Annotated in this window: 18 protein-coding genes; 5 read left to right on the forward strand and 13 right to left on the reverse strand. The window is 34.8% G+C overall.

The window, feature by feature from the left end; all coding sequences use genetic code 11:
• Positions 1-201: 201 nt before the first annotated feature.
• Complete coding sequence (locus IV513_RS05610; protein WP_209389635.1) at positions 202-2,187, reverse strand: urocanate hydratase; 1,986 nt, start codon at positions 2,185-2,187, stop codon at positions 202-204.
• Between the two features lie 249 nt (positions 2,188-2,436).
• On the opposite strand from IV513_RS05610, the gene IV513_RS05615 reads away from it, so the two are divergent.
• The gene (locus IV513_RS05615) at positions 2,437-3,096 is read left to right on the forward strand and encodes an RDD family protein (RefSeq protein ID WP_209389636.1); all 660 of its coding nucleotides are present in this window, start codon (positions 2,437-2,439) and stop codon (positions 3,094-3,096) included.
• 22 nt (positions 3,097-3,118) lie between these two features.
• On the opposite strand, the gene IV513_RS05620 is transcribed toward IV513_RS05615, so the two are convergent.
• The 3 genes from IV513_RS05620 to IV513_RS05630 form a co-directional block, all read right to left on the reverse strand.
• Entirely contained in the window at positions 3,119-3,664 is a 546-nt protein-coding gene (locus tag IV513_RS05620) for a lipocalin family protein (protein ID WP_209389637.1), read from the reverse strand.
• Between the two features lie 88 nt (positions 3,665-3,752).
• Entirely contained in the window at positions 3,753-4,487 is a 735-nt protein-coding gene (locus IV513_RS05625) for a LytTR family DNA-binding domain-containing protein (RefSeq protein WP_209389638.1), read from the reverse strand.
• Positions 4,488-4,528: 41 nt separating this feature from the next.
• Entirely contained in the window at positions 4,529-6,223 is a 1,695-nt protein-coding gene (locus tag IV513_RS05630; protein WP_317196400.1) for a histidine kinase, read from the reverse strand.
• Between the two features lie 218 nt (positions 6,224-6,441).
• Between IV513_RS05630 and IV513_RS05635 the strand changes: the two genes are divergently transcribed.
• Complete coding sequence (locus IV513_RS05635) at positions 6,442-7,371, forward strand: SIMPL domain-containing protein (RefSeq protein ID WP_209389640.1); 930 nt, start codon at positions 6,442-6,444, stop codon at positions 7,369-7,371.
• A gap of 75 nt (positions 7,372-7,446) precedes the next feature.
• Here IV513_RS05635 and IV513_RS05640 read toward each other — a convergent pair whose 3' ends face one another.
• From IV513_RS05640 to IV513_RS05670, 7 genes are read right to left on the reverse strand one after another with little or no spacing between them, the layout of a single operon-like run.
• Positions 7,447-8,469, reverse strand: a complete 1,023-nt coding sequence (locus IV513_RS05640) for a hemin-degrading factor (RefSeq protein ID WP_209389641.1) — start codon at positions 8,467-8,469, stop codon at positions 7,447-7,449.
• Between the two features lie 6 nt (positions 8,470-8,475).
• The gene (locus IV513_RS05645; RefSeq protein ID WP_209389642.1) at positions 8,476-9,126 is read right to left on the reverse strand and encodes a class I SAM-dependent methyltransferase; all 651 of its coding nucleotides are present in this window, start codon (positions 9,124-9,126) and stop codon (positions 8,476-8,478) included.
• Positions 9,127-9,900 carry a heme ABC transporter ATP-binding protein gene (locus tag IV513_RS05650; protein ID WP_209389643.1) on the reverse strand — a complete coding sequence of 258 codons (774 nt, stop codon included), beginning with the start codon at positions 9,898-9,900 and terminating at the stop codon, positions 9,127-9,129. It lies immediately after the preceding gene.
• Positions 9,900-10,940 (reverse strand): iron ABC transporter permease, encoded by a 1,041-nt coding sequence (locus IV513_RS05655; RefSeq protein ID WP_209389644.1) that lies wholly within the window; start codon positions 10,938-10,940, stop codon positions 9,900-9,902. Before IV513_RS05655 ends, IV513_RS05650 begins: the two co-directional genes overlap by 1 nt.
• Positions 10,924-11,802 carry a hemin ABC transporter substrate-binding protein gene (locus tag IV513_RS05660; protein WP_209389645.1) on the reverse strand — a complete coding sequence of 293 codons (879 nt, stop codon included), beginning with the start codon at positions 11,800-11,802 and terminating at the stop codon, positions 10,924-10,926. The genes IV513_RS05655 and IV513_RS05660 overlap by 17 nt, the downstream gene beginning before the upstream one ends.
• A gap of 13 nt (positions 11,803-11,815) precedes the next feature.
• Positions 11,816-12,901: an HmuY family protein gene (locus IV513_RS05665; protein ID WP_209389646.1), complete on the reverse strand. Its 1,086-nt coding sequence runs from the start codon at positions 12,899-12,901 to the stop codon at positions 11,816-11,818.
• A gap of 58 nt (positions 12,902-12,959) precedes the next feature.
• Positions 12,960-15,095: a TonB-dependent siderophore receptor gene (locus tag IV513_RS05670; protein ID WP_209389647.1), complete on the reverse strand. Its 2,136-nt coding sequence runs from the start codon at positions 15,093-15,095 to the stop codon at positions 12,960-12,962.
• Between the two features lie 101 nt (positions 15,096-15,196).
• On the opposite strand from IV513_RS05670, the gene IV513_RS05675 reads away from it, so the two are divergent.
• The gene (locus IV513_RS05675; protein WP_209389648.1) at positions 15,197-16,495 is read left to right on the forward strand and encodes a T9SS type A sorting domain-containing protein; all 1,299 of its coding nucleotides are present in this window, start codon (positions 15,197-15,199) and stop codon (positions 16,493-16,495) included.
• A 95-nt stretch (positions 16,496-16,590) separates the two neighbouring features.
• Here IV513_RS05675 and IV513_RS05680 read toward each other — a convergent pair whose 3' ends face one another.
• Positions 16,591-16,881, reverse strand: a complete 291-nt coding sequence (locus IV513_RS05680; RefSeq protein WP_209389649.1) for a putative quinol monooxygenase — start codon at positions 16,879-16,881, stop codon at positions 16,591-16,593.
• Between the two features lie 161 nt (positions 16,882-17,042).
• On the opposite strand from IV513_RS05680, the gene lipA reads away from it, so the two are divergent.
• Entirely contained in the window at positions 17,043-17,909 is an 867-nt protein-coding gene (gene lipA, locus IV513_RS05685) for a lipoyl synthase (RefSeq protein ID WP_209389650.1), read from the forward strand.
• 65 nt (positions 17,910-17,974) lie between these two features.
• On the opposite strand, the gene IV513_RS05690 is transcribed toward lipA, so the two are convergent.
• The gene (locus tag IV513_RS05690) at positions 17,975-18,829 is read right to left on the reverse strand and encodes an AraC family transcriptional regulator (protein WP_209389651.1); all 855 of its coding nucleotides are present in this window, start codon (positions 18,827-18,829) and stop codon (positions 17,975-17,977) included.
• A gap of 168 nt (positions 18,830-18,997) precedes the next feature.
• Between IV513_RS05690 and IV513_RS05695 the strand changes: the two genes are divergently transcribed.
• Positions 18,998-20,179, forward strand: a complete 1,182-nt coding sequence (locus IV513_RS05695) for an MFS transporter (RefSeq protein ID WP_209389652.1) — start codon at positions 18,998-19,000, stop codon at positions 20,177-20,179.
• Positions 20,180-20,206 lie beyond the last annotated feature (27 nt).

A 20,206-nucleotide genomic window follows, 5' to 3' on the forward strand; every position in this document is an offset into this window, starting at 1 on the left:
AGTATTCAGGCAATAATAACTTGAGTAGGTCTTCTGTTTTCATCCTCTGCAAAAATATCAATTTTTAATATTAATCCCCAACTTTTGTTACTGATCCATGTAAACACCTGATATTATTGATTGTAAACCACCCCGTATTATATGTAAACCACCCCGTCAAAATTTTATCAAATTTTGCCACCCCTCCAAAGGAGGGGAATTTTAAAACAAACTCTCATCCACAAAATTCGGCAAGGTCACTTTCAGATTGGGTTCTGCTTCCATGGCACGTTGGATGGCGAAAATAGCACCTTCATTTCTTGCCCAGCTTCGTCGGGAGATACCGTTGTTCACATCCCAAAAGAGCATCGATTTTAAACGTCTGTCGGCATCATTGCTACCATCCAAAAGCATCCCGAAACCACCATTGATAACCTCGCCCCAGCCAACGCCACCTCCATTGTGGATACTCACCCAGGTTGCTCCGCGGAAACTGTCGCCGATGACGTTCTGGATTGCCATATCTGCCGTAAATCTGGAGCCGTCATAGATATTGGAAGTCTCACGGTACGGCGAATCTGTCCCCGAAACATCGTGATGGTCTCTACCCAAAACCACTGCCCCTATTTCTCCGTTTGCAATGGCTTTGTTGAAGGCTTCTGCAATTTTCATTCGACCTTCTGCATCGGCATAGAGAATTCTCGCCTGCGAGCCAACTACTAATTTGTTTTCCTGAGCCCCTTTAATCCATTGGATGTTGTCTTTCATCTGCTGTTGAATTTCTTCGGGCGAAGTTTTAATCATTTCCTCTAAAACTTGGCAGGCGATGTCATCGGTTTTTTGCAAATCTTCCGGTTTTCCGCTTGTACACACCCAACGGAAAGGGCCGAAACCATAATCAAAGCACATTGGTCCCATAATATCCTGAACATAAGATGGATATTTGAATTCTCTTCCCAAGCTCGGATTGGGGTTCATTACATCAGCTCCGGCTCGCGAGGCTTCTAACAAAAACGCATTTCCGTAATCGAAGAAATAGGTTCCTTTTACGGTATGTTTGTTGATGGCTGCAGCGTGTCTTCTCAACGTTTCCTGAACTTTTTCTTTGAATAATTCAGGATTTTCTGCCATCATTGTATTCGATTCTTCAAAACTTTGCCCAACCGGATAATAACCGCCCGCCCAAGGATTGTGAAGCGAGGTTTGGTCTGAACCGATGTCAATTCTCAAATTTTCTTCATCAAATTTTTCCCAGACTTCAACAATATTTCCGAGATAAGCTAACGAAACGGTTTCTTTATTTTCTCGAGCTTTTCTTACTCTTGCTACCAATTCATCCAGATTTTCGTGGATTTCGTTCACCCATTTCTGGTCGTGACGGATTTTGGTGATTTTCGGATTCACTTCTGCAATCACCGTTACACAACCTGCAATATTACCGGCTTTTGGCTGAGCTCCGGACATTCCGCCCAGACCAGAAGTTACAAATAATCCGCCTTTTGGTTCTTTATTGATTTTTCTGAAAGCGTTGAGAACCGTAATCGTCGTTCCGTGAACAATTCCCTGCGGACCGATGTACATATAACTTCCCGCCGTCATTTGCCCGTACTGAGTCACCCCCAACGCATTGAATTTTTCCCAATCATCCGGTTTGGAATAATTCGGGATCATCATGCCGTTGGTTACAACCACTCTTGGAGCATCTTTATGGGAAGGAAACAAGCCCATCGGATGACCGGAATACATCGTCAAAGTCTGTTCGTCTGTCATTTCAGAGAGATATTTCATCGTCAGAAGATACTGTGCCCAGTTGCTGAAAACTGCGCCGTTTCCGCCATAGGTAATCAGCTCGTGCGGATGTTGTGCTACGGCATAATCCAGATTATTTTGGATCATCAGCATAATGGCTTTCGCCTGTTCAGATTTTCCAGGATACTCTGCAATATCTCTGGCTTTCATCTCGTAATCCGGGCGGAAGCGGTACATATAGATTCTTCCGTATTGTTCCAATTCTTCCCGGAATTCCGGCAACAATTCTGCATGAAATTTTAGATCAAAATACCGTAAAGCATTTTTAAGCGCAAGTTTTTTCTCTTCTTCCGTTAAAATCTCTTTACGTTTAGGAGCGTGGTTGATGCTGTTATCGTATGGTTTTGGCTGAGGTAATTGAGAGGGAATCCCTTGTTGTATTTGCTCTTTAAAAGTCATGATATTGGGTAATCTTCTTTAATTTAAGGTTGAAATTACAATTGAAAAATCAAGTTTTAAAGATATAAAGAAAAATTTACCCGTGAAACAGACTGCAATAGATGTTCAGAGTAAGAAATGAAAAATATTTTGAGATTATTTGCGTGTTTTTAGGATAAATTTCATTGAAACTATTAAAAAAACAAAGCAAGTTGTTTATATTTGGCACTTCACAATAAGGAGATAAAATCTTTGTAATATTTGCAGGTTATGGAAGAAAAATTTATTGTTTATTATGCCGGAAACAGAAAAGGACCTTTTACAATTGAAGAATTAAAGCAATTTAAAATACAGAGATATGATCTTATTTGGCAGGAAAATACTTCTACCTGGATTGAAGCCCATAAAGTTGAAGCTCTGAAAAGTCTTTTTGATGATTTTTTACCCGCTCCAAGAAAAGAAAATTTGCCAGAAGTTGATAAAAAAGTAATGTACAGCAATTCCAATATCGGTAATATTGAATTTCTTTCTAACCGTACTGTAAAAATCTACTATCCCAATTATATTGTGCATTATCGTTATGCAAGCTTTATAGAAAGGCTGTTAGCGAGAATTATTGATATTTTCATCATTATTATTCCTGCTGCAATTATTCCTATTTTACCGGCTTGGCTGTACTTCTCTCTCATGCATTGCAGTACAGACCAACAGACTTTGGGACAAAAAGTTTTCAATATTAAACTGGAAAGTGCAGACGGAAAAAAAGTAACTTTCGGACAGTCTACCGGTAGATTTTTTGCCAATATACTTAATGCTCTTACTTTTCTTATTGGATATCTAATGTTTTTCTTCAACAGTAAAAATCAGTGCTTACACGATATGCTTGCGGATACCATTGTAGTCTCTGAAATTGGGAGGGAAAAGAGATAACAAGAATATAAATATCATGTTATCAGGCTTTATCGTGCTTCACCCAAATTAAATGATCTGTATTATATCCTAACTTTTGGGCTTTTGCAATAAATCTCTGTTTGAAACTTTCGGGAATTTCGGTGGTTCGAGATAAAATCCAAATGTATTTTGTATTATTTCCTACCACTAAAGCATATTGATAATTTTCGTCGATATCAATAACATTGTATCCAGACCAAATAGGTTTAAAAAACGAAACTTTAAACCTTGCTTCGGATTTATCATTAACAAATTTTGCTTCTCCTATAGATTCTTTCCATTGTTTTTTCACATAATCGTAGCCACGATTCTGAACTTTAATGGTTCCATCCGGATTTAGAGAATAAGAAGCGGTAACATTATCCAGATTTTTCTCGAATTTATAATCGAATCTCGCAATTTCGTACCATTTGCCGAGATATTGATCGGAATTAAAATTGTTAACAGCTACAGCTCCCTTGGGAATTCCTACTGAACAAGAATTCAGAATCACAAATCCTAAAACACCTAAAGAAATCGGAATGGCAATTTTTTTAAAGCTTTTCATAATATTTTGTTTATGATATATGAAAACTCAAAAACAATGCCCAAAATAGCCTTTTACAACTGATTACGATATAAAAATTTTAGAATTTTTACGCAAAAACTTTCAGAAACTGATCTTTAAAGCTTCCTGAAATTTCAATCTCTGTTTGATCGGAAAGTGTTGCGGTTCCGCTTTTGTGATACGATTTCACAAAATTGGTATTGATGATATGAGAACGGTGAACCCTTACGAAAGGCTTTTCCAGCAAATCATCAAAATGCTTCAGAAAGCGGCACACCATTTTCCTGGAACCGTCCGTAAGATAGACCTGAGTGAAGTTTCCATCTGCCTGAAGTCTCATAATATCTTCCGTTTTAACCACATCAAAACCTTGGAGAGTTGGCAGAATCAGCTGTTGCTTTTCGGGCTTTAATTTTAGATTTTCGAGGAGAATTTTATTTCGGTTGAGTTCTTCTTTATTCTGAATGCTGTCTGCTGCTTTATTTACCGCCAAAATCAGCTCCTGAATGTCTATCGGTTTTAAAATATAATAGCTCGCAGATTTGTTTAAAGCCTGAAGAGAATACTGTGAAAATGCGGTAATGAAAATAGTTTCATAGGAGAAATCTTTGGTAGCTTCCAATACGTCAAAAGCATTTCCGTAAGGCATTTCAACATCAAGAAAAACCAGTTGCGGCTGTTTTTGGGCAATCATGGGAACAGCTTCTTTAATATTTTCCGCTTCACCCAAAATTTCAATCTGCGGACAGTATTTTGCGAGATAACTCCGGAGAACTTCTCTTGCAATAAGTTCGTCATCTACAATTACGGCTTTTATTTTCATTCTGTAGTTTTGATTTAAAGTTCAACCTTTTAAATTAAAATCTAGTTTGATAATTTATAAGTTATTTCAACAAAAACGCCTTGTGAATCTATCTTATCCGTGATTTTGCATTCTATATTTTGTTTGTACAAATCATTCAGCAAGGCAATCCTTTCAAGTGTATTTTTCATTCCGCGGCCTTTTCGGGTTTTCTGATGTTCGGTTTTTTGTTTTTTGCTTTCTTCAATGCCGATTCCGTTGTCTTCAATGGTAATTTTCAGGCTTTCTGAAGATTTTTCGAATTTTAATTTTAAAAAACCTTTAGTTGTTCGGTATCTTAAGCCGTGCCAAACTGCATTTTCCAGAAAAGGCTGCACCAGCATTCCGGGAACTTTCAGGTTTTGAGTGTTTAAATTTTCATCAACTTCAATTTCGTAATCAAATTTGTCGGCGAAGCGGGTTTTTTCTAAAGCTAAGTAATTTTCCAGCAAATCTAATTCCTGCTGAAAAGGAATAAAATCATCCGCAGAATTTTCCATCACGCCACGCATCAGTTTTGAAAATTTGGTTAAATATTGGTTGGCTTCCATCTCATTATTCGTTGCTATAAAATGGTTTACGGAGTTTAAGCTGTTAAATATAAAATGCGGATTCATCTCACGGCGAAGCGACTGTAAAGCAATTTTTTTGTTTTTAATCTGAACTTTTTTCAAGGTCCTGAAAATGAAAAAGATTAAGCCTATTAAAATAATTAAAGCACCCATTAAACTGTAATTGAATAGATTTTTTTTGCGGATAAGCTCGTCTTTTAATTTTTTTTCCTGCTCAAGCTGTTCAATTTTCTGCTCGGTATCTTCCAGAATTTTTTCATCTACCAGACTTTTGTCTTTAGAGACCAGGGCGGGTAATTTCCCCAGAAAATCTCGGTATAAACCTATGGATTCATCAATATTTTTAGAAACCTGATACAAGCTGTCGAGCTTTTTTACACTTTTCTGAGCTTCCAGAGTGTGACCTTTTTCAAGGGCAATTCCGTAAGATTTTTTCAATAAATTAATAGCTTCTTTAGGGTCATCTTTCTTGATGTAAATATCTGCAAGCTCCTGAATTTGCTCAACCTGCTTTTTTGAATTTTCTTTTACGAAGTCTTCTTTTAAAACCTTTTTTTTGACTTCAATTGCTTTGTCAAAATTTTTATTTTCAACGTAAAGGTCTGCTAATTTCTGATTAATCGCTATTGCCTGCAAGGGGGCTTCCTCTTTAGAGATTTTATAGGCTGTATTAAGGTTTTCTTCTGCCTTAGGAACATTATTCTGTTCAATATTTATGTCTGCCATCTGGCTGTATCCTGCAGCAAGATCTTCTTTATTATTCTCTTTTTCGCTGATGACAAGATTGTTCTTTATTGCCAAAGCTTTTTGCACGGTTGAAGGAGCAGAAACTCTGGATGCATCATTAGAATTCATCGTTTTCGCTGCTTTGGAATATCCAATTTTTGATGCAGTTTCGTAATTGGACACGGCATCTTTAAGCTTATTCTGGCTTTCCTGGGATTGGGCGAGCTTTCTCGTGGCTTTTTCTAAATTCTTTTTGTCATTGATCTTTTCGTAAAGGTTTTTCGACTTTAAAAAATACTCTTCACTTTTGGCAAAATTTCCGTTTTTCAGATAAGTTTCTGCAATATTATAGTAAGAATCGGCTTCTGCAGATTCGTCTTTAGAATCCACTGCTTTTTTGAGCTTTGAAGATTCTGCCACAATTTCTTTTGTGTTCGCACTCTGCGAATAGAGACAACCCACAGAAAATAAAAAAGAAAACAGCAAAAAAGTCCTGAACAAATTCATAAAACAAAGATATACATATAATTGATGTGCAGAAAATGATTCACCAAGTGAAAAGTTTGCTTCACCAAGTTTAAGGCAATATGCTTTTGGTAAGCCACTAAGTTTGCTTCATAATTTAAAAATTAATCGTTATGAAAAATCATTTTTACAACATCAAAACTCAAATTTTAATTGTTTTAGTTCTCTTTGTTTCAACAATTTTGATTAAATCACAAATATCTGGAAATCAAGTTTATAAAAACCAAAATTCTTATCAGAACAACCGAGTACAAATTTCAGACTCAAAAAACATTTATACAACCGATTCTACAATGGTAATAAATGTGAATGTACTACTCAATAAAAAAGCAGATTTTTTAAAAATTACATTAGGGTTGAGTGAAGAAGCTGAATCTCCTAAAAAAGCAATTGAAAAAATTAATGTACGAATACAAAATTTTATCAGAAAACTTAGTCTTCTAGGTATCAAAAAAGAAAATTTCTTTGTTGATTTTATTGCGCAGACAAAAGTGTATGATGTGAGTCTTTCCGACGATAAAAAACTAATCAGTGAAAAAATAAAAGGATTTGAAATTAAAAAAAATATCATTATTACAATTTCTAATCATTCTGAAATTGAAAAAATAATTTCCTATGCATCAGATTATCAAATTTATGACATTATAAAAGTGGATTACATGAATGATGATTTAGAAAAAATTCATCAGGAATTACTATATGAAGCAAACAAAATTGCCAACAGAAAAAAAGAGGAGTATTTAAAAAGCTATAAAAAAGAAATTATTGGAAATCCAACTATGAATTACAGTTTAAACTATATTTTTCCTGCATCGCAATATCAACAATACTCTGCATATGAAAGCTCTGATTTTGATTTGATGAGAGGATATTACAATAATGATTTGATGATTAAAAAAATGGAACGCAAAAGTAAAACTTTTTACTATGAAGGAATACCTTACAACGGTTTTGATAAGATAATTAACAATCAAGATCCTGAAATCGGAATACAATATATTATGAATATAAGTGTTAAATACGATTTTAAAAAGAATCGTTAAAATATTAAAACTGAAACTAAAAAACCGTCTTGAAATACTCTTCAAAACGGTTTTTTACAATATTTAATCTAAATTTTATAAACCTGCCACCAAATCTTTCCACTCCTGAAGTTCAGGAACACCAGGTTTTCTTTTTCCGAAAAGCTGAACGATAAATTCTCCATCTTTATTAAAGACCTCAACTGCAGTAACTTCTCCATCTTCAGTAGGTTTTTTCACAATCCACGCTTCTGCAATTTTGGTAACGTCCAGATGAAGATTAAAATCCGGATCCATCACGTTAAACCATTGCTGATGCCATAGAGTTTTTTTCACATTTCCTGTATGAATCTGTATAATTCCTCTGTTTCCTACAAAAACCATGATAGGAAACTGTTTTTCTGAAGCATCTTCAAGCAGATTAACCACTTTAGAAGGCTCTATTTTTATGGCAAAACCTTCAGGAGCCAGTCTTAAAGCCTGTGTTCTGCTTACTCCGAATTTTCTGGTCATCATAAAGAAATCATGGGTATCTTTAAGGTTTGTCCAAGCATTTTGGAATCCTTCTTTATCAATTTCAGAATCGGCTTTTTCAGGAGCTTTTGGTGCAACAGATTCAAATTCTGGCTTAATATTTTGATCTTCTGCTGAAAACTGTTCTACCAAAGCTTGAAAAGCTTCTTCATTGCTATCTTTTGTAAGGTAAATTTTATGCAATGCCAAACCATCTTTCCCGAAAAACTGAATGCTCTTTTTATCTCCTTCTACAACTGCAACTGCAAATTTCCAGTGATTAAGGAAAATTCTAAGATCAATATCCTCACCCACAAAAAGCTGAGCATGAGGGCTGCTGAAATCACCATTCTGGTAAATTCCTTTTCTTTCGTGCACACATTCGTCATTTCTCGTGAGTGCCATTACTTTTCCTAATTTTTCTACTTCTGTTAAGATATTGGCAAATTCCGACTTCAATACCGTAACTCCTTCACCTACATTGGTTAACAGTAATTCTGCTTCGCTTACCCCAAGCTGATCTGCTGCATTTCTTATTCTTACATGTGGGTTTTCTGCTTTTAGAGCTTCCCATTTTTCTTTCAGTTCGTTTACTAATGTGCTCATTTTTAATTATTTATTTATGGTTAAAACTGTGTATTTTCTTTTAATAAATTCTTCTCCGGTTTTGCTTTTTATTTCTTCTTCTTTTTCGGAGATTTTCATTCGTTTGAAATGGCTTTCAGAAATCAACTGTTCCATTTCATCATTATTGTAAAGCTTAAAATTATAGGGCGTAAAAGGTAATTTCTCCATGAAATTTCTTTGCCCAAATGTGAGAACAAATGTTCCGTTATCTTTAAGGATTCTGTAAATTCCGTTTAAAAAATTCACTGGATTTTTCCAGAAGTAAACAGTGTTTACGGTAAAAATTTTGTCGAAAGTTTTATCCTCAAACGGAAGTATTTCTCCTTCATATAAAACAAATTCAGCCTTATCTTGAAATTTTGTATTATTTTTTTCTGCTTCAATATGCATTGTTTCAGAAATATCAATACCTATATATCGTAGATTTTCTGCTCTCGCCAAAAGGTTTTCTACGTGTCTGCCATTGCCATGTCCGATTTCCAGAATATGGTTGCCATCTTCAACCGACAAAGCTTTTATGCTTTCTAACGTCATCCCAAGATTGGTTTCATTCATCATTTCTCCAATCTCAATACCTTTCTCACCTTGCGGATTTGCAAGATTCTGTGCCAATATTTTCAGTTCGTTCTGTTCCATTTATCCAAAAACAATCATTGGGTTATCATTTACGGGATGTTTGCAAATTGTACAAGGGAAATGATATGCTGCCGAAATATTTTCTTCGGTAAAAACTTCCTTTGGTGTTCCGTATTTTGCAACTTTCCCTCCTTTCATCAGCAAAATTTTATCTGCAAACTGGGCTGCAAGATTCAGATCATGAAGCACCACTATGGCAGAATTCGCTTTTTGAGTAAATTTTTTAATGATCTCTAATGCTCTGTACTGATGCTTAATGTCTAAATTATTAAGAGGTTCATCCAAAAAAACCAATTTGTGAGCGATTTCATTTTTCATCTGTGCCATAACTCTCGAAATATGCACCCGTTGCTTTTCCCCTCCCGACAAAGAATTATAATCTCTCTCTTTTAAATGAATAATTTCCGTTTCCAGCATCAATTCATTTACTGCTTCTACATCATTTTTGTGCGGTTGAGCATCAAAATAAGGATAGCGTCCCATCATCACCACATCTTTTACCTGTAAAGGAATTTCGGCAGAGTTATGCTGGGAGAATTTAGACTTATGTTTTGAAATTTCTCTCAAATCCCAATCGGCAATCGGCTTATTTTTGAATATAATTTTGTCTTTTTCTGCTTTCATTTCATTGGCAAGAATACTGAGAAGACTAGACTTCCCTGCTCCGTTTGGACCTACTATGGCTAAAAATTCTCCATATTCTACCGAGACGTTTACCGCATTGAGAATATGAAAATCTTTGTGCTTGTAATTAATATGATCTGCCTTAATCATTACAGTGTTTTTCTGAATTTAATTAAAATAGCAATGAAAACAGGACCTCCCATTAATGCCGTTAAAATTCCTATTGGCAATTCTGACGGGGCAACTATGCTTCTGCTTATTGTATCTGCCGACAAAAGCAATATACTTCCAAAAACTGCCGATAACGGAAGTATGAAAACATAATTAGATTTAAATAAAAGCCTAAGAATATAAGGGACAATTAAACCTACAAAGCCAATTGTTCCTGAAAACGCTACACAAGTTCCTATCATGAGTGCTGTGGTAAGAACTATTTGCTTTTTCAGTCTTTCTACATTAATACCCAAATGTTCTGCATCTTTTTCGCCCAACATCATTGCATTCAAAGCCTTTCCTTTCGGTAATAAAATGAGATAGGAAACTATAAGAACAACAGTAAGGATGAGATTTTTCGTCCATGTTGCTGCTGCAAGACTTCCCATATTCCAAAAAGTAAGATCTCTCAGCTGCTCATCTTTGGCGATATAAATTAAGAATCCAGTAATAGAGAATCCTATTGCGGTAATGGCAACTCCACTTAGTAACATCATTACAACATTGGTTTTTCCTTCACTAGTAGAAATCCTATACACAAGAAGCATTGCTAATAACGCTCCCACAAATGCAGAAATTCCTACTAGAGAAAACTGTACTGCTTCCGGCAAATATTCTTTAAAATAACTGCCTAAAACAATTGCTATTGCTGCAAGTAATGTTGCTCCGGAGGTTAACCCTATTAAATCTCCGGTTGCCAAAGGATTTTTGAACATTCCCTGAAGACTTGTTCCAGATACCGCAAGAAGGCTTCCCACCAAAACAGCCATCACAATTCTGGCACTTCTCACTTCCCAAATTACATATCGGTCGCTTAAAGAGACATCTGTACTACCCGACAATATTTTTTGCAGAATGATGAATGGTGAATTTTCTCCGAAATCGTAAACACCAATATTAAGAGAGCCTATTGCCAGTAAAACCAGCAATAGAAAACTCAAAAAGAGATAAAAATATAATTTACTTTGTGCTTTCAACTAAAAGTTTGTTTAATGCTACCGCTGCTTCACCTAATCTTGGTCCGAATGACGAAACCAAACCACCGTCCATTGCAATAATTTTCTTATTCTTACCGGCATTTGTCTGCAAAACTCCCGGCATTTTCAGCACTCCTTCATTTCCGCCTGCACCTTGCAAACCAGAAGAAAAGAAGAACAATACATCCGGATTGGCTTTTACAACAGCTTCAGGTGTAAGAGGTTTAAAATCCTCAAAATCTTTTACTGCATTTTCTCCGCCTGCAATTTCTATTAATGAAGCCATAGGAGTATTTTTACCAGAAACCATCATCATATTTCCTCTTGCATAAATAGAGAGCACTCTAGGCTTTTTTGCAATGGGCTGAATCTGTTTTAAATCTGCATCTATTTTATCATTAAGTTTTTGATAATCTGTATTTCCTAATGCTTTTGCTACTTCTTCAATCAGCTTTTTGGTTCCGTCTACCGTATATTCCTGTTTAAAAAGTTCTGTTTTAATTCCGGAAGATTTCATTTTACCTAAAAGTTCAGGATTAATGTCTTTATCTGAAGCCAGAATTAAAGTTGGATTTACTGCCATAATTGGCTCAATTGTCATAGATCTTACGTGTCCTAAATCTTTGGAAGTAGATTTCAGCGATTCGGGATAGGTACTGGTAACATCGTTTCCTACAATTTCATTTTCGTGTCCCAGAGCACTTACAATTTCTGTAATTCCGCCACTTAGAGAAACAATTTTCTGATTAGATTTCGGAGTTTCCGAAGCAATTTCTGTTTTATTTTCTGCCTGATTCTGATTTTCTTTTTTACAAGAATAAACTACAGCCAAAAGAGAGGCTGCAAGAATTATTTTTTTCATTTTTACTATATTTTTATAAAGGTTGATATTCGAATTGAGGATAACCGCGTTCTCCCAAAGTATTGGTTATTCGTGTAAATTTTAATTTAAAATAAAATCCGTCTGCATCTTTTATAACATAAAAACGATCTCCATACACTTCCAGACCATTGGCTCCTACAGGATTCCTCCAGTTTCCGCCAATAACTCTCTGGTCGTTATAAACCAGTTTGGAAGGATCTATATTTTCTGCCTTAAAATTATTATACGCTTCTGTTCCCGATGTCTGTGCTGCTACTTTAACTTCATAAGCTCCAACTCCACCAACATTATTATTTAAAACAAAATCTGCATATACATAACTTCCTGCATTGGAAATTATATTGGTAAATACTGTGAAACACAAATCCCACTGTTTCTTCTCCGGCTGAATAAAAACTTCTTTATCCTTTGTAAGACTTACAAAATTGTAATTATATGAAGGATTTTTTTCTACCAGCAATTCTTTATGAGTTGTATCATTCAGTTTGGCATATTTTATTTTGTACCCCGAAGAATTTCTTACAACCTGAACTTTCATCCAACCTCGGGAATCTCCACCAGTAGCTACAGAACCAACTGCAACGCTTCCAGTGTAAATTTCTTTACCCATATTTACAAGATAAACAGCATTTTGTCCTTCGTTTTCTTTTATACTTTCTATTGCTGTATAGCCCGTTGGGAAATTTCCTTTTACATCATCTATATAATGTTCGTTATCCGGATTGAAACTTCCTACCTGAACCAGTTGCATTAAAGCAGAAACATCCGACTGAGTAACAAGATCAATATTATTGGCACCTTCAATTTTAGCTGCCGCCATCATTATGGATGAGTTGAGGATTACTTTAAAATCGTTTCCGGTATATAAAGCAAGATCCCAATCGGTACGTTTGGTAAGAATTTCTTTTCCTTTGCTTAAATCGAACCATATTTGGTTAGGCTGCGTTGCTCCTCCAACATGCGGACTTACAACAGAACCCTGAACCGGTGCAACAGGCACAGGATCTTCATTATCATTTATGCAGGAATGAGAAATAAAGGACGTTCCCAAAATGAACGCAAACAGTATTTTTTTCATATCTAAATTTTATTTTTCTTGTTGATGTATAATCTTACAGATTTCTATGCTTCAAAATTTAAAACTGATAATTGAGTCTCGCGAAATAGCTTCTTCCATAGAATAAATTTTGTGATCCTGTTCCGGAATTGTGTGCACCACCGGAAATCACCGTATTTCTTACATCAGAAACATCAAAAATGTTTTTAACGCCAAGACTTACCTCTAAATGATTATTAAAAAATGGCTGACTCACCGTAAAATTCATCATATTAAATGCCCCTATTTCTCCCAAAACATACTCTGGTGTTTGACCAGGATTTTCTAATGCTTTCTGCGTAAACTGTTTTTGCACACCTGTATATTTATAGTAGAGCGCGAAAAGCGTTTTCACTTTTGGAAGGGTATAATTTGCAGAGAAATTGGCTTCTGTATAAAATTTGTAATTTTCTGGTGAATTCATATTGCCCGTTGTAAGACTTTGTGAAATCCCCATCACTGAAACCCCACCATTGAATGAAAGCTGATCTTTTCTCACACTGAAACCTCCTCCAAAAAGCAAAGAATTATAATTATTGACATTCAGAAATGTATATTTTAGCGGACTGTTGCTTACAATAACACTTTCAATTCTGTCTTTCACATCCAGATACATTGCCGAAATACTGATATTGGTTCTCCATGCATTGGTTTTAGAATTGCTGAAATCATAAAACAAACCTAAAGAATAGCCCGTTTCCGGTTTAAGATTTTCATTTCCTCTGATGTCGTGGTTGTTATCTACTACAAAAGTGTAGAGTTCATCGTAGACAGGAAATCTGTTTGACGACCCAAAAACAGCCCTAAAATCTGATTTTTCTGATGGATTAAATCTTGCCGTAAAAGAATAATTATATTGAGAATCGAATTTATCACTCAATGCTAATCTTACGCCGGGACGAAAGGAAATTTGGTTGTTTACTTTCCATTCAGCAGAAAGAAAATTGGCATAATTAAAAATAGATCTGTTGATATTAATCCCGTTGTTGTTAAATGCAAATGTTTCAGATCCGGCAAAACCACTGGTACGATCTAATTCGTAACCCAACTGAAAATCTATTTTTTCGTTATCCAGAAAATTACTGAACATTCCTCTTGAATAGAATACCTTAGATTCATAGAATAATTTTTTATCTTCTTCAGACAACGTTTTTCTGTTGGGAATATCGTAAACAAAGTCCTGAGATTTTCGTTCCTGACTCTGATATGAAAAATCTCCCAAATAATTAATTCTAGAACCTATTTTTGTCTGAATATTAAACTGATGAATCCATCTTGTAGTAAAATAATTCCTATCGTTTGCAATATAGGTACGGTTACCATTTCCTAAAGGTAAATCTTCAATTACGCGGTTATAAAAGTTAATATTTTCGTTGAGAAAATTCGATTTTAAAAAGAATGAAGTATTATTTTTAGAATATCTTACGGCTGCATTAGCTGTAATCTGGTCTTTTGGCAACCAATTATAACCTCTTTTTTTATCATTATTATCGCTAAAATATTTGTAACCCTCTAGTTCGCCCTTATATCCCTGAAAATCATTACGGTTGACATCTGCTGTAAGAGACCAGTTTTCTGAGATCCTGAAACCCAGATTAAGGTTCTGAATATGGCGACCGTTTCCTTTTTTATACCAATCATAATCTTTACCAACAGTTTCCTCCTGCAATGAAACCAAGGCAGAAACTTTTTTAGAATAATTTTTCTTGGTGATAATATTAATAACTCCCGCAACAGCATTATTACCGTACTCTACACCCATCGCCCCTTTTACGATTTCAATTCTTTCGATGTTGTTTACGTTAATTTTACTTAAGTCAACCTGATTTCCCATACCCTGATCGCTTACTACAGGAATATTGTCGATTAAAACTTTAGTGTAAGCTCCTCCAAGTCCCATGATTTTAGCATTAGAATCTCCACTTCCACTATTAGGCTCAATAAGGATATTAAGATTCTGGCTTAAAACTTCAGATGCGGTTGTTGCAGCCATATTTTTAATCTGTTGTGCATCAATCACTTCAACTTTATAAATTGATTTATTAATAGACTGCTGCTTATACTGACCGGTGATAACCACCTCATCTATTTTTGAGAACTGCAAAGAGTCTTTATTCTGAGCTTTTATCCAAAAAACAGCAGACAATAAACCAACAGACAATACCTTCCTATTCATTACCTAAATAATTTTCAGCAAATATATAATTTTATTTAGAATGAATAAAAATTAATTATTACTTTTGTGGAATAATTCTAAATAAATTTAAATAATATATTATGAAAACAAAGCTACTTTTAGCAGCAGGACTTATTTTAGGCATTCAGCAGGTAAACTTTGCACAGACAGATGCCAATGGTTACACCACAGTAAATATGTCTATGGGCAATGGTTACCAAAACAGAGTATTTTTCGATTTATCTTCTAATACAAGCATTTCGCAGGCAGCAGATACTTGGGATATTGCATTTTACAGAAATAATGCAATGGATAAAGGAATAAAAATTAACGATGCCAAAAATGTAACCGTTTATCAGACTTCTGCTACTCCTTCGTCTTTCGATACGGTATTACCTTCGCAAAAATCTTCTTGGGGAAGTCCTATTTATAACCCAGATCAAACAACAAGGATTCAGGACGGGGTTTTCGATTCTGCAACACTAATTCCTGCATGGAATTTGAATTTTGGCTGGGGAACCTACGACGTGGCAACTCATAAAGTATTGGGACAGGTGGTTTTTGTACTCGATTATGGTAATGAAAATTATTATAAATTCTTCATCAACGAATTTTCTGGGGGATATACATTTAAGTATGCCCAGTGGAATGGTACTTCTTGGAATGCAACCCAAACCAAAACACTAGCCAATGGTACAGATGATGCTTTCTTCAATTACTTTTCCTTTGCAACAGGTGATAAAGTGAATAATCTGGAGCCACAGAAAACCAATTGGGATTTTATGTTCACCAGATACTACACAAATTATACTTATCCGGGTGGAGCAATGATGTATAAAATGGCGGGAGTTATTCAGAATCCAAGTATCTCAATAGCAAAAGTACAGCCAGAAACACAAGCTACTTCAACAGCAACATTACCTGCTTCGACATCTTTTTCAAATATTATTACCAGTGTTGGTCATTCTTGGAAACCTGCTTCTGGAGCACCTTACTCTGATGTTGTATATTATGTAAAACAGGGATCAGACTATTACAGAATGTATTTTATTACAAACGAAGGCACTGCTACGGGAAATATGTATTTCAAATATAAAAATATTACTTCTACATTAGGTGTAAAAGAAATTGGTAAAGCAGCAAACTTCGGAATTTATCCAAATCCTACAACCGCTGACAAAAAAGTAACTGTTCTCTTTGATGTAAAAGAAAAATCTGACAGCAAAGGAAATATTGAAGTATTCGATATGAATGGCAGAAAAGTTTACAGTTCCGAACTTACCAACAATACAGGCTTTTATAAGCAGGATATCAGTTTATCTCATCTTACATCAGGAAATTATTTAGTTAAAATTACTTATGCAGGAAAAACCGAAACCAAAAAACTGATTGTTAAGTAACATCATCTCTTACACAAATAACAAACTCTTAATATTAGTACTTTCTATTTTTTCTAAGAAAGGCAGATTCAAACCACTGAATCTGCCTTTTGCTTTTAATAGATTTTAAATCCTTTATACACCTGTGTACTTTCTTCTAGAATTGAAGAAATATTTTTTCTGAAATCCACGAGATGCTCAACACTGTCATGAATATGATGATGTTCTTTGCTTTCCCAAAGCTCAATAAGGAAAAAAGTTCCTTTATTTACAGAATCTTCAATTAAATCATACTGAATACATCCACTTTCTTTTCTTGTTGCATATACCAGTTTCTGAAAAAGCTCAACAGCTTCCATCAAATGATTTTCTTTAATTCTGAAAAGTGCAACGATATGTAAATTCATATTTTATTTTTTTCGAATATAAATGTATAAAAATTTTCCTCTGAAAAGAGGGCTTAAATAATTAATTCAGCCAAAATTCAAAACTGTAATCTGTTTCATCAATGTGAGTATTTGATGGTTTCGATAAAAAAATCACTAACTTTGAAGTTCAATTTTTAGAAATGGAGAATTTAGTTCAGGATACAACCGTTCAGAAACCGAAATGGATTAGAGTAAAACTTCCTACCGGTAAAAATTACCGAGAACTTAGAACTTTAGTAGATAAGTATAAACTCAATACCATTTGCCAGAGCGGAAGCTGTCCTAATATGGGAGAATGTTGGGGTGAAGGTACAGCAACTTTTATGATATTAGGAAATATCTGTACCAGAAGCTGTGGATTTTGCGGTGTAAAAACGGGAAAACCTCTTGATGTAAATTGGGATGAGCCCGAAAAAGTGGCGAGATCCATCAAACTCATGAAAATAAAACATGCTGTTTTAACTTCCGTAGACAGAGACGATTTAAAAGACATGGGTTCTATTCTCTGGGCAGAAACTGTAAATGCTGTAAGAAGAATTTCTCCAGGAACTACAATGGAAACTCTTATACCAGATTTCCAAGGAATTACAAAACATATCGACAGACTTGTGGATGTGGCACCCGAAGTAATTTCCCATAACATGGAAACGGTTAAAAGATTAACACGCGAAGTGAGAATCCAAGCTAAATATGAAAGAAGTCTGGAGGTTTTAAGATATTTGAAAGAAGCTGGACAAAGACGTACCAAAACCGGAGTTATGCTTGGTTTAGGAGAAACAAAAGATGAAGTTTTTCAGACCATTGAAGATATTAGAAATGCCAATGTAGATGTAATTACGCTTGGGCAATATCTGCAGCCAACCAAAAAGCATCTTCCTGTAAAAAAATTCATCACTCCTGAAGAATTTGATGAGTTTGGGGATTTTGCAAGAAATTTAGGTTTCAGACATGTAGAAAGTTCTCCACTCGTAAGAAGTTCTTATCACGCAGAAAAACATATACATTAAAACTTAAAAATCGCTTCTTTTTCTTTAATGAAGCGATTTTTTTATAAATATATTTCCTAATCCAACTAAACCTCTACTCTACTCAAATGTTTCTTTTTGAATGCAGATGGAGTTTCTCCAATATATTTTTTAAATAATTTATTGAAATAAGAAAGACTTTCAAAACCCACATGAAAGCAGACATATGTTATAGATTCATTCTGAAGAAGCAGTAATTTTGCCTGATTGATTCTGTAATTATTTACAAAATCTGTAAACGTCATGTTCGTTTGTTTCTTGAAATAACGACAAAAAGCAGGTATACTGAGATTTACGTCTTCTGCAATTACATTTACATTGGGATTTTTATCATAATTTTCATGAATATAATCATAAATAGTTCCCATTCTGATTTTATCATTAAAGAACCATTTCACTCTTGTATCTTCTGTATTCAATTCTTTACAATCATAACTTTTAGACAGAATTTGTAAAATTTCTATTAAACTCATAAAAGAGTTAAAAGAATCTTCATTTTTAATTTGAAGAAGCTTTTTTACAACCATTTCTTTGGTTTCTCCGAAGAATGATAAACCGAGATAAGAACGTTCCAACAATTCTTTAATACCTTGAAATTCTGGAACAGGCATTATTACTTCATGAAAAAAATTTTCTCTCATCTGTAAAACAAGCTGCTTGCATTCGGTCTGAATTTTATAATCGAAATTGAGATGCGGAACATTAGAACCAATCAGCAACAGATCACTTTCTTCAAAATCAGAAATATTTTTTCCGACATGCCGAATTCCTTTCGATGCTTCCACATAAACCAATTCTATTTCGGGATGATAATGCCAGAAGAAACAATCCTTCAAAGAAGGCGAAAATAATTTAAAAGATTGATTATCTTCAAAACAAATTTCTTCTTTCTGAATTTTCATTTTGTTCTCATTTGATTAATATTATATTCAAAAATAATTAAAAAAGTTAATACAGAGCAAACAATTATCATTTCAGTTAAAGTGAGAATAATAAATTCTTTAGAATTTTGCATCTTAAAAAGTAAAATATCATTTTTACTAAAAAAATAGGTTTTAAAACATTTTCAGATGCAGATTGATAAAAGAATAATTCCGCTCGCAATTGGCGGTTTGGGAATAGGTACGACAGAATTTACCATTATGGGACTGTTACCCGATGTAGCAAAAAGTCTGCATATAACGATTCCGGAAGCAGGTCATCTCATTTCTGCTTATGCTTTTGGAGTAGTTGTTGGTGCACCGCTATTAATAGGATATTCGGTAAAACATCCTCCGAAAAAGGTTTTAATAGCACTTATGATTATTTTTACATTATTCAATGCTTTATCTGCGATTGCTCCGGATTACGGAACGATGATGGTTATCCGATTTTTATCAGGACTTCCACACGGTGCATTTTTTGGGGTAGGAACCGTTGTTGCAACAAGAATGGCAGCCAAGGGCAAAGAAGCTTTCAATATTTCTCTAATGTTTACAGGCCTTACTATTGCCAATTTGGCAATGGTTCCTTTGGTTACCTATATTGGGCACGAATTTCACTGGCGGTGGTATTTTGCTATCGTTGCCGTAATTGGGCTTTTCACTTTATTATTCCTTAAATTATGGTTGCCCGCGATGGATGCGAATCAGGACACCCATTTCAAAAAAGAAATTAAGTTTCTTCAGAGAAAGCAGACATGGTTCGTTCTTGCCATTACGGCGATAGGTTTTGGTGGTCTTTTTACATGGTTCAGTTATATAACGCCTTTAATGACGGTCGTTTCAGGAATTTCTCAAAGCAATATGGCGTATGTAATGATTCTTGCCGGTGCAGGTATGGTAGTTGGAAATCTTGTCGGCGGTTATTTATCGGATCGATTAAGTCCGGAAAAAACATGCATTATTCTTCTCGCATTAATGATGACAGCTTTATTAGGAGTGTTTTTATTTTCAAAATATCAAAACCTTTCTTTAGTTCTTACATTTATCTGTGGTACACTATCCATGTCTGTTGCACCTCCTATTAATATCATGATGATGAAGACTGCTCCAAATAGTGAAATGATGGCGGCTGCTTTTATGCAGGCTGCTTTTAATATCGCCAATGCAATGGGAGCATTTTTGGGCGGAATCCCTTTAGATCAGGGTTTTTCTTACAACTACGCGTCTTTAGTAGGTGTTTTTATGACATTAATTGGATTGATGATCAGTATAAGATACTTTTACAAATACAGCTCTCAGAAGTCATTAGAAGAGAACGTAATGATGTAATTTCATTGGTTTTAATATAAAAAAACA

Origin of the sequence: Chryseobacterium sp. RR2-3-20 (assembly GCF_017808115.1) — a bacterium.
Taxonomy (GTDB): domain Bacteria; phylum Bacteroidota; class Bacteroidia; order Flavobacteriales; family Weeksellaceae; genus Chryseobacterium; species Chryseobacterium oryzae.

Excerpts from the sequence above, each read along its gene's own strand:
- IV513_RS05610 (WP_209389635.1), bottom strand. The coding sequence starts at position 2,187 with ATGACTTTTAAAGAGCAAATACAACAAGGGATTCCCTCTCAATTACCT.
- IV513_RS05615 (WP_209389636.1), top strand. The coding sequence starts at position 2,437 with ATGGAAGAAAAATTTATTGTTTATTATGCCGGAAACAGAAAAGGACCT.
- IV513_RS05620 (WP_209389637.1), bottom strand. The coding sequence starts at position 3,664 with ATGAAAAGCTTTAAAAAAATTGCCATTCCGATTTCTTTAGGTGTTTTA.
- IV513_RS05625 (WP_209389638.1), bottom strand. The coding sequence starts at position 4,487 with ATGAAAATAAAAGCCGTAATTGTAGATGACGAACTTATTGCAAGAGAA.
- IV513_RS05635 (WP_209389640.1), top strand. The coding sequence starts at position 6,442 with ATGAAAAATCATTTTTACAACATCAAAACTCAAATTTTAATTGTTTTA.
- IV513_RS05640 (WP_209389641.1), bottom strand. The coding sequence starts at position 8,469 with ATGAGCACATTAGTAAACGAACTGAAAGAAAAATGGGAAGCTCTAAAA.
- IV513_RS05645 (WP_209389642.1), bottom strand. The coding sequence starts at position 9,126 with ATGGAACAGAACGAACTGAAAATATTGGCACAGAATCTTGCAAATCCG.
- IV513_RS05650 (WP_209389643.1), bottom strand. The coding sequence starts at position 9,900 with ATGATTAAGGCAGATCATATTAATTACAAGCACAAAGATTTTCATATT.
- IV513_RS05660 (WP_209389645.1), bottom strand. The coding sequence starts at position 11,802 with ATGAAAAAAATAATTCTTGCAGCCTCTCTTTTGGCTGTAGTTTATTCT.
- IV513_RS05665 (WP_209389646.1), bottom strand. The coding sequence starts at position 12,901 with ATGAAAAAAATACTGTTTGCGTTCATTTTGGGAACGTCCTTTATTTCT.
- IV513_RS05670 (WP_209389647.1), bottom strand. The coding sequence starts at position 15,095 with ATGAATAGGAAGGTATTGTCTGTTGGTTTATTGTCTGCTGTTTTTTGG.
- IV513_RS05675 (WP_209389648.1), top strand. The coding sequence starts at position 15,197 with ATGAAAACAAAGCTACTTTTAGCAGCAGGACTTATTTTAGGCATTCAG.
- IV513_RS05680 (WP_209389649.1), bottom strand. The coding sequence starts at position 16,881 with ATGAATTTACATATCGTTGCACTTTTCAGAATTAAAGAAAATCATTTG.
- lipA (WP_209389650.1), top strand. The coding sequence starts at position 17,043 with ATGGAGAATTTAGTTCAGGATACAACCGTTCAGAAACCGAAATGGATT.
- IV513_RS05690 (WP_209389651.1), bottom strand. The coding sequence starts at position 18,829 with ATGAAAATTCAGAAAGAAGAAATTTGTTTTGAAGATAATCAATCTTTT.
- IV513_RS05695 (WP_209389652.1), top strand. The coding sequence starts at position 18,998 with ATGCAGATTGATAAAAGAATAATTCCGCTCGCAATTGGCGGTTTGGGA.